General features: G+C 62.6%; 12 protein-coding genes. 9 read left to right on the top strand and 3 right to left on the bottom strand.

Translation table 11 applies throughout. From position 1 onward, the window contains the following. Positions 1–224: 224 nt before the first annotated feature. Positions 225–1016, top strand: a complete 792-nt coding sequence (locus GMO_RS01270; protein WP_280985113.1) for an amino acid ABC transporter ATP-binding protein — start codon at positions 225–227, stop codon at positions 1014–1016. Continuing rightward, a complete protein-coding gene (locus GMO_RS01275) occupies positions 1016–2581 on the top strand; it encodes an ABC transporter substrate-binding protein/permease (protein WP_040507332.1) in 1566 nt (521 codons plus the stop codon). The genes GMO_RS01270 and GMO_RS01275 overlap by 1 nt, the downstream gene beginning before the upstream one ends. A 79-nt stretch (positions 2582–2660) precedes the next feature. Here GMO_RS01275 and GMO_RS01280 read toward each other — a convergent pair whose 3' ends face one another. From GMO_RS01280 to GMO_RS01290, 3 genes are read right to left on the bottom strand one after another with little or no spacing between them, the layout of a single operon-like run. Further along, a complete protein-coding gene (locus GMO_RS01280) occupies positions 2661–3605 on the bottom strand; it encodes a hypothetical protein (RefSeq protein WP_008850429.1) in 945 nt (314 codons plus the stop codon). 3 nt (positions 3606–3608) lie between these two features. Further along, on the bottom strand, positions 3609–4859 hold the full coding sequence (locus GMO_RS01285) for an AAA family ATPase (protein ID WP_040507614.1): 1251 nt from the start codon (positions 4857–4859) through the stop codon (positions 3609–3611). A 33-nt stretch (positions 4860–4892) separates the two neighbouring features. Then, positions 4893–5492, bottom strand: a complete 600-nt coding sequence (locus tag GMO_RS01290) for a hypothetical protein (RefSeq protein WP_008850431.1) — start codon at positions 5490–5492, stop codon at positions 4893–4895. 245 nt (positions 5493–5737) lie between these two features. Here GMO_RS01290 and rimP point away from each other — a divergent pair, with 245 nt between their 5' ends. From rimP to rpsO, 7 genes are all read left to right on the top strand, one after another. Next, positions 5738–6349: a ribosome maturation factor RimP gene (rimP, locus tag GMO_RS01295; RefSeq protein ID WP_008850432.1), complete on the top strand. Its 612-nt coding sequence runs from the start codon at positions 5738–5740 to the stop codon at positions 6347–6349. A 34-nt stretch (positions 6350–6383) separates the two neighbouring features. After that, positions 6384–7931, top strand: a complete 1548-nt coding sequence (nusA, locus tag GMO_RS01300; RefSeq protein ID WP_008850433.1) for a transcription termination factor NusA — start codon at positions 6384–6386, stop codon at positions 7929–7931. Then, entirely contained in the window at positions 7879–8583 is a 705-nt protein-coding gene (locus GMO_RS01305; RefSeq protein ID WP_280985114.1) for an RNA-binding protein, read from the top strand. Before nusA ends, GMO_RS01305 begins: the two co-directional genes overlap by 53 nt. Further along, the gene (infB, locus tag GMO_RS01310; RefSeq protein ID WP_008850435.1) at positions 8580–11339 is read left to right on the top strand and encodes a translation initiation factor IF-2; all 2760 of its coding nucleotides are present in this window, start codon (positions 8580–8582) and stop codon (positions 11337–11339) included. Before GMO_RS01305 ends, infB begins: the two co-directional genes overlap by 4 nt. Continuing rightward, positions 11336–11755, top strand: a complete 420-nt coding sequence (rbfA, locus tag GMO_RS01315; RefSeq protein ID WP_175282560.1) for a 30S ribosome-binding factor RbfA — start codon at positions 11336–11338, stop codon at positions 11753–11755. Before infB ends, rbfA begins: the two co-directional genes overlap by 4 nt. 97 nt (positions 11756–11852) lie before the next feature. Next, complete coding sequence (gene truB, locus GMO_RS01320) at positions 11853–12854, top strand: tRNA pseudouridine(55) synthase TruB (protein ID WP_040507333.1); 1002 nt, start codon at positions 11853–11855, stop codon at positions 12852–12854. Next, a complete protein-coding gene (rpsO, locus tag GMO_RS01325; RefSeq protein ID WP_008850438.1) occupies positions 12814–13083 on the top strand; it encodes a 30S ribosomal protein S15 in 270 nt (89 codons plus the stop codon). Before truB ends, rpsO begins: the two co-directional genes overlap by 41 nt. Positions 13084–13133 lie beyond the last annotated feature (50 nt).

The following is a 13133-nucleotide window of genomic DNA, read 5'->3' on the forward strand; positions in this document are numbered from 1 at the left end:
GAAGGAGCTGGAAGCCGCGCGAAGGGTAGCATGGGTGGTGATGGTGTGTCCGCCTGTTTCCTGTCATGCGTGGCCGGAAGGATAATCTTCACTTGCATCCTGCCGCTGTCCTGTCCGAGATGCAGAAGAGACGCAGCAGCGCATAATCATGTGTCCTGACCGCATTTAGGGTCTCGATACCGGACGCGACGTTCGTTATGAGGGCCCGGCGGTGTGTTCGCCAAATGTCTCCATACTTTATGAAGGGGTGTCCGGAACTGGCTGATCTGGTGCTTCAGGCAAGTGGAATCGTCAAATCCTTTGGAGGGAACGAAGTCCTGCGCGGTCTGTCGCTCGATGTGGAGCGCGGGGAACTGATTTCGATTATCGGTCCGTCCGGCTGCGGCAAGTCCACCTTTCTGCGCTGTCTCAATTTTCTGGAGCATCCTGATGCCGGGACCGTGCGGATCGAGGATGTGACCGTTTCCTGTACCGGCGGGCACTGGACCCGGGCGAACGAGACACAGGCCCATCATCTGCGCGCGCATGTGGGGATGGTGTTCCAGGCCTTTAACCTCTTTCCCCATCGCACGGTTCTCGACAACGTCACGATGGCGCCCATGCACGTCAAGGGCGTCTCGCGGGAGGAGGCACAGGCCGTCGCCTGTGAGCTGCTGACGAAAGTCGGGCTTGGCGGCACCAAGGAGCGGTATCCCGACAGTCTGTCGGGGGGGCAGAAGCAGCGCGCGGCCATTGCCCGGGCGCTCGCCATGAAGCCATCCGTCATGCTGTATGACGAACCGACCTCGGCGCTTGACCCGGAACTTTCGGAGGAGGTGCTGTCCGTGATGCGTGCACTCGACATCGAAGGCATGACCCAGATCGTTGTGACGCATGACATGCGCTTCGCCCGGGCGGCTTCCGACCGGGTGCTGTATGTGGAGGGCGGGGAAGTCGTGGAGAGTGGGGATCCTGACCTCATGTTCGCCAACCCGAAGGAGGGGCGCACGCGGCGCTTCCTGCGGACGCTGCTGTGATGAAATATCTTCCCGTGCTTTTCGTCCTGCTGGCTGCTGTGCTGGTAACACCCCTGCACGCGCAGTCTCCGGCTGTTTCCGCCTCCACAGTCGTTGTTCCCGGCGCGCAGAATGCAACGGATCTGCCCTGGGCCTCGGACGGTGAGGCCAATGTTCCTTATGTTTTCCATGATCCGGCGCATGAATCGCGTCTGACCGGTTTCGAGTATGAGCTGGTCAATGCCATTGCCGAACGCCTGCACCGCAAGGCGCGCTTCATCCAGAATGACTGGGACGGACTGATCCCCGGCCTTTCCCGCGGCATGTACAGCATGGTTCTGGATGGCATCGAGATGACGCCGGAGCACAAGGCTGCCGTCCTGTTCTCCCGTCCGTATTACGTGACGAGCGAACGGATCATCCTGCGCAAGGATGAAAACGGCCTCGACACGCTGGAGGCCCTGCGCGGGCATATTGTCGGAACGATCAAGGATACGATGGCCGAGCGGATGCTGCGCCGGCAGGGTGATTCCACCATCCGGTCCTATGAGGAAGAGACGAATGCGTTCTCGGATCTGCGGAACGGCCGCCTTGACGCCATCCTGCTTGATGCGCCGATCGCCCTTTATTACGGCAGCATCTCCAGTGACATGAAACTGGTCGGCGCGCCGATCGGGAGCATGGAATACGGCATTGCGTTTTCGCCGGACAGCCGTGCCCTGCGCGATCAGGTGGATGGCGTGCTGGGTGATCTGATCCATGACGGGACGCTTCATCGCATTCTGGCGCGATGGAATCTGTGGACGCCCCTGATGGCGAACTATACTGGCGATACCAGTCAGCCGGATATCGTGCCGACGGAATGGAACCGGTATCGGGACGCCATGGCGGATACGACCGGCAATGGCTGGCGGCCGCTCCTGCATCGTTATGTCAGTTTCCTGCCACTGATTGGCCGGGCCGCGCTGATGACGCTGGCCGTCTCGGCTCTGGCCATGGTTCTGGCCGTGGCGCTGGGTCTGCTGCTGGCGCTATCCCGCCATTACGGTGCGGCTCCGCTGCGGATTCTGGCGGGGATTTATGTCGAAGTGGTGCGCGGAACACCGCTGCTGATTCAGGTGCTGTTCATTTTCTATGGTCTGCCGGCGTTCGGCATCCGGCTGTCGCCTTTCATGGCGGGTGTTCTTTCGCTCGGCCTGAACTATGCCGCCTATGAAGCCGAGAACTACCGCGCCGGGCTTCTTTCCGTGCCGCGCGGACAGATGGAAGCAGCCATCGCCCTGAACATGACGCATTTTCAGGCGCTGCGGCTGGTCATCGTGCCGCAGGCCTTCCGGACGGTCGTTCCCGTCATGACGAACGACTTCATTTCGCTTTTGAAGGACAGTTCGCTCGTGTCCGTCATTACCCTGACGGAACTCAGCCAGACTTATGTGCGCCTGTCATCCACCTATTACGACTATTTCGGGACGGGCCTGATGGTTGGTGCGGCCTATCTGCTGCTGGGCCTGCCTTTCGTGCGCCTTGCCCGCATGGCGGAACGGCGCCTCGGGCGCGGAATGGGTGGCCATATCGGTCATCACTGACCTGGGCGCCTCCCGGGAGGGAGTACTTCCTAGGTTGCTGTCCAGGTCTGGTGCGCCGCTCTGCTCCGGCCCGGTTTGGTCAGCTTGGGCGCGGGGCCGAAGGGTCCATGGTGAGGGAGGGGGACAGGGTTTGCGGATCGAGCGTCCCGTCAAAACCCCGACGCAGGACCGTACTCCAGCGCACCATCCAGCGATCCAGATCCCCGATGAAGCGGGCAGCATCGGGATTGCTGTGGATGGCGGTCTTGTTCCAGTACTGGGGCGGAGCCAGAAGCTGGCGCGAGCCTTCCTCGATGGGGGCGACCAGTGTTTCCACGGTCTCGATATTCACGCTGTCCTTGCTTTGGAACGCAGCATGATACCAGCCGACATTGATCATCAGCGTCGGGATGGGGAAGCCGAGGGTCCGCATCCGGTTGAAGGCGGCGGTAATGAACGGATCGGTGCTGACCGTCTTGTTCGCCAGCACGGCATTGCTGGTATAGCTGCATTCCTGCGATACGCCGGGCTTTTCGACGATATGGGAAGCATAGTCCCGGTCATCATGGCACGGCGTTTCGAGTTGCTCCGCAAAGTCGGCGGACAGAGGCTGCTGCGTCGCACGCGCGACGATCACGCCAGAGACGACGCCCCGGTCCGTCCGGGCCAGGACCTGTTGTGACAGTTCGCCCTTCGGCCCGCTCCGGGCTGTCAGGATCGGGTGCCAGTCACCGGCCGGAAGCGGTAGGATGCGACCCGCAATGGTCAGGCTGCCACGCTCCGTAATGCCCGGATCGGGGATGCCGACCTGATCTGCGGGGCTGTCGGGGGCATTGCCACCCGGACCGTTCGGTCCGGGACCGCCTGGGCCCTGCGGTCCGGAAGCGGACGGATGCTGGCCCGGAAGATGACCGGGGAGCCACGGCATGGCCTTTTTCAGGGCAGGCGTGGGGTAGAACGCCGCCAGTCCCAGCGCACCCACCGTCATGCAGAGGCTGGTGCGCCAGAGGGGCGCGCGCCGCCAGAGTCGTCCAAATGCCGTCATGAACTAGTGGCTCATCCGTCCGAGCTGCGCCTCGGTATCGCTGGCGATCTCCGCCACCACGCCGTCGTCCCCCACAACGAGACGCACGCGCTTGGCGCCCTGCTGCCGGGCAATGATAAGGCTTTCGCTGACCATATCCTCGATGGAGCGCACAAGGTCGCGCGCGCTGGCGCCGGTGCCGAGGTTCTTCTGTCTCTGCATGACCTGGAACAGCACGACAGGATCGATGCCGCCGGTTTCCACATGCAGGCCATATCCTTCGATCATGGCCTCGATTTCCAGTGCGGCCACCCGCGCCAGATCCAGTCCACGCAGGGCCCGGAACACGAAGATCCGGTCCAGACGGTTCAGCACTTCCGGTGCGAAGCCGGACTTGCGCAGGGCTTCGACCGACTCGGCGCGCATTTTCTCGGGCTCGTTCTCCAGCCGGTCCGCAATCTCGGTCAGGGCTTCGGTCGCGACGTTGGAGGTCAGCATGAAAATGGCGCGCGTCGTGGAAACCTGCTCGCCGGTGGAGGCTTCTGTGACGTGGCCGTCGTTCCAGGCGGTCAGGAATTTCTTGAAAACGTCCGGATGGGCTTTCTCGATTTCGTCGAGGAGGACCACGGCGTCCGGATGTTCCTTGAGGCCTCCGGTCAGTTTGCCGAAGGTATCCGAGCCGACATACCCTTTCGGAGAGCCGAAAAGCTGTGTCGCGGCATGGGGGCTCGACATCTGCGTCATGTCGAAATGCAGCAGGGGCCGGTCCATCTGTTTGGAGATCTGTTTGGCCAGATAGGTCTTGCCGGTTCCCGGAGGGCCGGCGAGCAGAAAGATGCCGACCGGTTTGCCGCGGACCTGAAGCGCGAGGCGGCGGCGCAACTGCTGGGCAATGTCCTCGCAGACGCTGTCCTGCCCGATGACACGGGCGCGCAGTGAAGCCGCCAGTTCCTCGGCGTCGATGACGGCGTCACGCTGTTCGCGGGCCATGAGTTCCTCAAGGGCTCCGCGGTTTGTCAGGCGGCTGAGAACGTCCATGATGAGACCTTTCCTGCGGCGCAGTCCGCGACGCGCCAGTTTTTCCGCTGAAACTTCATATGCCAGACCGGAAACGGTCAGCAACGCTCCAATGCCCGCAAGCGGAAGATAGAACCGCCGGCCCCATTCAAGGGCAGCCCAGAACCCGTCGAGAGACAGGTGCAGCATGACCGCGACCTGAATGACTGCAAGGATCAGGAACGCCGCCATCATCAGGGGCATGGCCCGGTTGAGCATGGGAACGATGGACTTGAACACCGGGCGGGTTCCTTACTGCACGATCACATTGAGCAGGATGCGCTGGTCAAGCGCCGTCAGACTGGGCAGCACTTCCGGTCCAAGCGCGGTCAGGGCGCCAATGGTCAGGGCCGGGGCGTGGGGCATTGTTACAGGTGCGATGGTGATCTGGCCAGCCTCTGCAATAGGCAGGACCAGATGCTGGAACTTGCCGGTCAGCACCACCCGCTGTGTCAGGCCCGAGACCGTGACGTCGATGGTCTGTCCAACCTGTCCCGCCGCATCGAGGACCGGCATTTCCACCAGCCGCATCTCCCCCCGCTTTACGGCCGCCAGGATACGGGCCTGTTCATCCGCGCTGAAGCCCGTGCGGGCCAGCGCGGTACGGGCTTTGGCGGGAGGAAGCATGGAGAGCTGGGCCGCCGCAGTCAGGGTCGGTGTGTTGCTGGCGGGGGCATTATGTCCCGGTGGCGCCGGGGCGGGCGCGGGAGAAGGTGCGCCATGCGAATAAAAAAAGGCGCCGGCACCGACCGTCAGGGCGGCCAGCAGGCCACCGCCTGCCCATGCTGCCTTGCTGTGGCTGGCAGACTCGTCAGGAAGCGGTTGGGGGCGGGGCTCGGGCTGAGAAGTCATTATGCTCTCATCTCACTCTCTGGGCTGCATCAAGGCAAGAGGCTTACCCTTACAGAAGTGTAAACAAATCTTTCGACTCGGTGGTTTTGGGCACAGGTATTTTTCACACCGGCTCTGAGAAGGGGAACATTTCCAAAGACGTCAGGCTCCTCTTGCGTCGGTATCGCAGGTGACCTACATAAGACGCATTCCATTCATCTTCCGCTCTTATCGGGGGGTGGCCCTGACGGGCCGCCTTTTTTGTCTTGGCTCAACAGCATCCCACTTCCGACATCGACCTTCCCCACCTGACGGGACTGGAAGCCCGTATCGCGGAGCGCATTGCGCCGACTCTGCTGGATCTGGGGTACGAACTCGTGCGCCTGTCGGTTCTGGGGCGCGATACGCCGACCATCCAGATCATGGCGGACAAGGCCGATGGCTCCCTGATTTCGGTAGAAGACTGCGAGCAGATCAGTCATGCCGCTGGCGCCATTCTCGATGTGGATGATCCCATTCCGGGGGCATGGATGCTGGAGGTCTCTTCCGCTGGAATCGACCGTCCGCTGACACGCGCCAAGGACTGGGAGCGATTCGCCGGGCACCTTGCCAAGGCGGAGCTGGATGTTCCCCTGAACGGCCGCCGCCGCTTTTCCGGTACCGTGCTGGGCGCGCGCGATGGCAAGGCGCTGATTCGTCTGGACGACGGAAGCGAAGCGGAACTGCCTCTGGTGGATATCCGCAAGGCCCGTCTGGTCCTGACCGATGCGCTGATCGAGGCAAGTGCCACCCTTGCGGGTGTCACCACGCAGGATGAAGACGGCGAGGAAGAGCGCCGTGTTCCCAAACTGAATCCCAAGAAGCCGGGGAAGAAGTGATGACCCGTCTCATGCTGGCTGGAGGTCCGATCTGATGGACACGTCTGTTACCCGTCCTGAACTGCTGCTTGTGGCAGATGCGGTTTCGCGCGAGAAAAACATCGACCGCGAGGAAGTCCTGGAAGCGATGGAGCAGGCCATCCAGAAGGCCGGGCGCGCAAAATACGGGCACGAGAAGGACATCCGTGCCACCATCGACCGCAAGACCGGTGAAGTGCGTCTGAGTCGCTGGACCGAAGCTGTCGAGCATGTCGAGAACGAGGACACCCAGATCCCGCTCGCCATCGCCCGCAAGTTCCAGCCGGATATCGAGCTTGGCGGCCATCTGGTCGACCCTCTGCCGCCGATCGATTTCGGACGGATTGCCGCGCAGACGGCCAAGCAGGTCATCGTGCAGCGTGTCCGGGAATATGAGCGCAAGCGCCAGTATAACGAGTTCAAGGACCGGGTGGGTGAGATCGTCAACGGGACCGTCAAGCGGACCGAGTACGGCAACCTCATGGTCGAGATCGGCAATGCCGAGGGGCTTCTGCGCCGGGATGAACTGATCCCGCGTGAATCCTTCCGGAATTCCGACCGTGTCCGCGCCTATATCTATGACGTGCGTGACGAGCCGCGTGGTCCGCAGATTTTCCTGTCCCGGACACATCCGGCTTTCCTGGCGAAGCTGTTTGCGCAGGAAGTGCCGGAAATCTATGACGGCATCATCGAGATCAAGGCTGTGGCCCGTGATCCGGGATCCCGTGCCAAGATGGCGGTCGTGTCGCGTGATGCGTCCATTGACCCTGTCGGGGCGTGTGTCGGTATGCGTGGTTCGCGTGTGCAGGCTGTCGTGGCGGAACTCCAGGGCGAAAAGATCGACATCATCCCTTGGAGTGCACAGGCTGCGACCTTCGTAGTGAACGCCCTTGCTCCGGCGGAAGTCAGCAAGGTCGTGATGGACGAGGAGGCCGGGCGCGTCGAAGTCGTGGTGCCGGACGAGCAGCTTTCGCTGGCCATCGGCCGTCGTGGACAAAACGTGCGTCTGGCCAGCCAGCTGACGCGGTGGGACATTGATATCCTGACCGAAGCCGAGGAATCGGAGCGTCGTCAGGAAGAGTTCCGCAAGCGTAGTTCACTGTTCGTGGACGCGCTGGACGTGGATGACGTGATTGCCAGTCTGCTGGTGACGGAAGGCTTCCACACCATCGAGGAACTGGCCTATGCGGATGCCAACGAGCTGCACGACATCGAAGGTTTCGATGAGAGTGTGGCTGAGGAGCTGATGCTGCGTGCCAATGACTATCTGGCGGGCAAGGAGCATGAGCTGGACGACAAGCGCAAGGCGCTTGGCGTGACGGATGATGTGGCTGCGCTGGGGACATTCACGAACCAGATGCTGGTGACGCTGGGCGAAAAGGGCGTCAAGACCCTTGATGACCTTGCTGATCTGGCAGGTGACGAACTGGTGGACATCTTTGGCGAGGACGTCATGGATGAGGACACGGCCAATGAGATCATCATGGCGGCCCGTGCCCACTGGTTCGAAGATGACGACTCGGCGGTCGAAGACAAGAAAGACGGGGAGTCGACCGACGTCTGAAATTTCTGATACCGATAATGGTCCCGTTCGCGGCGCTCTCGGGCGTCGTGTTTCAGAGCGGCGCTGCATCGTTACACGAGAGCAGAAGCCGCCTGAATGCATGATCCGTTTCGTGGTCGGCCCGGATAACAGGGTCGTCCCCGATCTGGCCGCAAAGCTGCCGGGACGGGGAATGTGGTTGAGTGCCAGCCGGGATGTGTTAGATAGCGCCCGCACACGACAGGCTTTTGCCCGCGCGGCCAAAGCCCAGGTGATCGTACCGGACGGACTGGCGGATCTCGTCAGGGCCGGTCTGGTGCAGCGGATGTTGGACGCCGTCAGTCTGGCCCGGCGAGCGGGGCAGACTGTCTGTGGGTTTCAGAAATGCCGGGAGTGGTTGACTTCCGGCAGGGCAGGGGTGGTGATCCGTTCGGAAAGTGCTAGTCCGGACGAGTTCTCCAGACTGGTGTCGGGCCGGCGGTCTCTGCCGGTGGTGACAGTTCCCGATCGGGTCCTGGCTTCGGCGTTCGGTCGGGACCGAGCGGTCTATGCTGTGATGGCGCCAGGCGCGCTGACACAGCGTTTGATCGCCGAATATGAGAGATTTTCGGGAGTGGCAGGACGTCCGCTCCCAGCCCCTGAGGGGGGCAACAAGGAACAGGCGGAACTATGAGCGACGGCAACGAGCGCAACCAGGACGGAAAGAACACCCCATCACAGGGCGGCGAACAGACCAAGAGCGGTCGCCTGTCCCTTCGCCCTGCCGGTCGCAAGGAAGTTGGCCGCACTGTTGATGCCGGCTCCGTGCGGCAGAGCTTCAGCCACGGCCGGTCAAAGGTCGTGCAGGTCGAGGTTCGCAAACCGAAGCGCAATGCATCCGGCCCCGGTGGTTCCGGTGGCGGAGCCCGTGGTGGACGCGGTGCGGGTGCCGGGGGCCGCGCGCTGACGGCTGCCGAGCTGGCAGCCCGGCAGCGTGCCCTTGAAGGGCAGCGCAAGGCAGCGGCTGAGGAAGAAGCCCGCCGCGAAGCGGAAAAGATCCAGATCATGTCGGCGGCTGAAGCGGCCCGCCGTGCCGAAGAAGAGGCACGTCTTGCTGCCGAGCAGCAGGCAGCGGAAGCGGCGGCCAATCAGGAACGCGCGCAGCAGGATGCTGCGAACGAAGCTGAAGCCAAGGCCCGGGCCGCAGCGGAAGCAGCCGAAGAGGCCCGTCGGGCGGAAGCGGCAGATGAGGAAGCCCGGCGTGCGGCTCCCCTGAATCCGCAGACACATTCCACGGGCGGCGTACAGCTTGCGGCGCCGGTTCAGCGGCTGCGTCCGCTGGCCGAGCGTGCCATCATGCCGGCCCGTCCCGTTCAGACGACCCGTTCGGCTCCTGCCAGCGCGCCGCGCACCGAAACCCTGCATCTCCGTTCCGGCGGAAGTGCGGCGGGTGAGGAAGAGCGTCGTCCGCCCGTCCGTCGTGGCGGGGGGGGCAGCGCACCACCGCCGCGCCGTGGCGCGCCGTCTTCCCGCAAGGGAAGCAGCAGCGATCGCCGTGCGGGTCGGATCGACGTCCGTGCCGCGATCGAGGGTGATGACGACAAGACGCGTTCGCTCGCGTCCGTCCGTCGCCAGCGTGACCGTGAACGCCGTCAGGCCGAGCTGGAACGCCTGCGGTCCGATCAGGTCCGCGTGGTGCGTGATGTGACGGTTCCTGAGACCATTACGGTGGCTGAACTGGCTAACCGTATGGCGGCCCGTCAGGGCGAAGTCATCAAGGCTCTCATGAAGATGGGCGTCATGGCGACCGCAACCCAGACGATTGATGCCGATACGGCGGAACTCGTTGTTCAGGAATTTGGTCACCGCGTGAAACGTGTTTCCGAAAGTGATGTGGAAATCGGCATCGAAGGTGTCGAGGACCGTCCGGAAGACCTGCAGCCCCGTGCTCCGGTCGTGACCGTGATGGGCCATGTCGATCACGGCAAGACCTCCCTGCTCGATGCCCTGCGCACCACGGATGTGGCGGGTGGGGAAGCCGGTGGCATCACCCAGCATATCGGCGCCTATCAGGTCACGGTTCCGTCCGGTAAGAAGATCACGTTCATCGATACGCCGGGTCATGAGGCCTTCACGTCCATGCGGGCCCGTGGCGCGTCCGTGACCGATGTCGTGGTGCTGGTCGTGGCGGCTGATGACGGTGTGATGCCGCAGACGATCGAGGCCATCAAGCACGCCAAGGCGGCCGATGCGCCGATCATCGTGGCGATCAACAAGATCGACAAACCCGGCGCCAATCCGGACCGTGTGCGTCAGGAGCTGCTGAACCACGAGATCGTCGTCGAATCCATGGGTGGTGACACGCAGGATATCGAGGTTTCCGCTCTCAAGCGCATCGGGCTGGACAAGCTGGAGGAAGCCATTCTCCTGCAGGCCGAGATCCTCGATCTCCAGGCCAATCCGAACCGTGTCGCCGAAGGCTCGGTCATCGAAAGCCGTCTTGACCGCGGACGTGGTCCGGTGGCTGCCGTTCTCGTCCAGAAGGGAACGCTGCATCGCGGTGACATCGTGGTCGCCGGAGCGGAATGGGGTCGTGTCCGCGCCCTGGTTGACGATCGCGGTCGTCAGATCAAGGACGCCGGTCCGTCCATGCCGGTCGAAATTCTCGGTCTGACGGGTGTGCCGGGTGCCGGTGAGCCGTTCGTGGTGGTCGAGAATGACAACCGCGCCCGTGAAATCAGCGAGTTCCGTCAGCGGAAGATCAAGGAGAAGGAAGCTGCATCCCAGGTTGCCGCCCGTGGCACGCTGGATCAGATGCTGGCCCGTATCCAGGCCGGTGACCAGAAGGAAGTTGCCCTTCTGATCAAGGCGGACGTGCAGGGTTCCGCGGAAGCCATCGCTACCACGGTCCAGAAGCTGGCCCATGAGGAAGTGGCTATCCGGGTCCTGAACGCCAGCGTTGGTCAGATCACGGAAAGCGACATCCAGCTCGCCAAGGCGTCCAGTGCCATCATCGTGGCGTTCAACGTCCGTGCCACCACGCAGGCCCGGGAACTGGCGCAGCGCGAGGGTGTGGACATCCGCTACTACTCCATCATCTATCAGGTGGCGGATGATGTGGAGCAACTGGTCAAGGGCAAGGTCGCGCCGAAGCACCGCGAGAAGTTCCTGGGTTATGCGGAGATCCGTCAGGTCTTCAACATCACCAAGGTCGGCAAGGTCGCTGGTTGCTATGTGACGGAAGGCGTGGTCAAGCGTGGCTGTGGCGTGCGTCTGCTGCGTGACAACGTAGTGATCCATGAAGGTGAACTGAGCCAGCTCAAGCGCTTCAAGGATGACGTGAAGGAAGTGGCGCGCGGTTATGAGTGCGGTCTGTCCTTCGCGGGGTATAACGACCTGCGTGAAGGGGATGTCGTCGAGTGCTACGAGATGGAAGAGATTCCGGCTTGAGTTCGCGTTCGAAACATGACCTGAAAGGCCCGGCGGGTGTTTCCGCCCACGGGCCGAGCACCCGCCAGCTTCGGGTGGCGGAAGAAGTCCGTCGTGCGCTGGCGGATCTCTTTGCCCGCACAGAATTCCGTGACCCCGAGCTTCTGGATGCGCATATTACCGTGACGGAAGTCAGGATTTCTCCGGATTTCCGTCACGCTACGGCTTTCGTCACGCGGCTGGGGCGAAGCGATGTGGATGCGCTGCTTCCGGCTCTCAAGCGGGTGGCGCCTTTTCTGCGGACCAGCCTGTCCAAGAAGCTCAGGCTACGGACGGTGCCGGAAATCCATTTCCAGCCTGATACCGCCCTTGATAACGCCATGGAGCTGGATGAAATCCTTCGGTCTCCAGCGGTTCAGCGGGATCTCGAAGACTGAACGGAAAACGCCCTTCTCGCCTCTGGCAGAAGGGCGTTTTTGCATTTGGTCTGTTCCATGGTCTATCAGCGCCCGACCAATGGGAGAAAAATGCAGAATGGGCAGAAAGCGCGGTCGCGACATTGACGGGTGGCTGATCCTGGACAAGCCTCTGGGGCCGACCTCCACGGATATGGTGAACAAACTGCGCTGGGGGTTTGACGCCAGAAAAGCCGGTCACGGGGGAACGCTTGATCCGCTGGCGTCCGGGGTGCTGCCCATTGCATTCGGGAAGGCCACGCGCACGATCCCTTACATCATGGATGCGACCAAGCGGTACCGCTTCACGCTCACGCTGGGAGAAAGCCGGACGACAGACGACCGGGAAGGGGAGGTGCTGGCGCTGTCCGACCATCGCCCGACCGATGACGATCTCCGGGCCTGCCTGCCCGCGCTGACGGGCGATGTTCTTCAGGTGCCTCCCGTGTTTTCAGCGCTGCGGGTGGGGGGGCAGCGGGCCTATGAGCTTGCGAGGGCCGGGCGGCCACCGGATCTGCCGCCCCGTCCGGCGCGGATCGATTCGATAGAACTTGTGGAGCGGCCGGACGCGGATACGGCTGTGTTCGAGGTTCAGTCCGGCAAGGGGGTCTATATGCGGTCCCTGGCACGGGACATTGCTCTGGCCTGCGGGACCGTGGGGCATATTTCAGTTCTGCGCCGGACGAAATGCGGTCCTTTCGATCTGCGACATGCTATGACTATCGATCAGATATTGCTGGACAAACCGGCCCAAACTGTGGACAACGCCGATGCTCTTCCGGCTCCTCTGCTGGATGCGGCGACCGCGCTGGTCGACATCCCGGCGCTGGCCGTCACCGAGGCGGAGGGAAGGATACTGGTCTGGGGGCAGTCTTTGGACCCCGCGGCCCTGACATATCCCATGCCGGTCCTGCTTCAGGAGGAAGGTCTCCTGTGGCGCGCGATGATCGGAGAGCACGTGATTGGCCTTTGCCATGTCCGTAATGGACGGCTCAGGGCAGCGCGAATGCTTGAAAACCACGAGTTTTTTGGAGAACAAGATGTCGATTACACCGGAACGCCGCACGGCGCTGATCGCTGAGTACCGTCAGAGCGAAACCGACACGGGTTCGCCGGAAGTGCAGGTTGCGCTTCTGACCGAGCGGATCACGAACCTGACGGAACACCTGAAGACCCACAAGAAGGACTTCCACTCCCGTCGTGGTCTTCTGATGCTGGTCGGCCAGCGCCGCAGCATGCTTGACTATGTCAAGCGCAAGGACCAGGCCCGCTACAAGAGCCTGATCGAGCGCCTCGGCCTGCGTCGCTGATGTGCTCTGTCCGGGAGTGATCACGCTCCCGGACATTCCACCATCCTGAC

The sequence above is a fragment of the Gluconobacter morbifer G707 genome (assembly GCF_000234355.1).
Lineage (GTDB): Bacteria > Pseudomonadota > Alphaproteobacteria > Acetobacterales > Acetobacteraceae > Gluconobacter > Gluconobacter morbifer.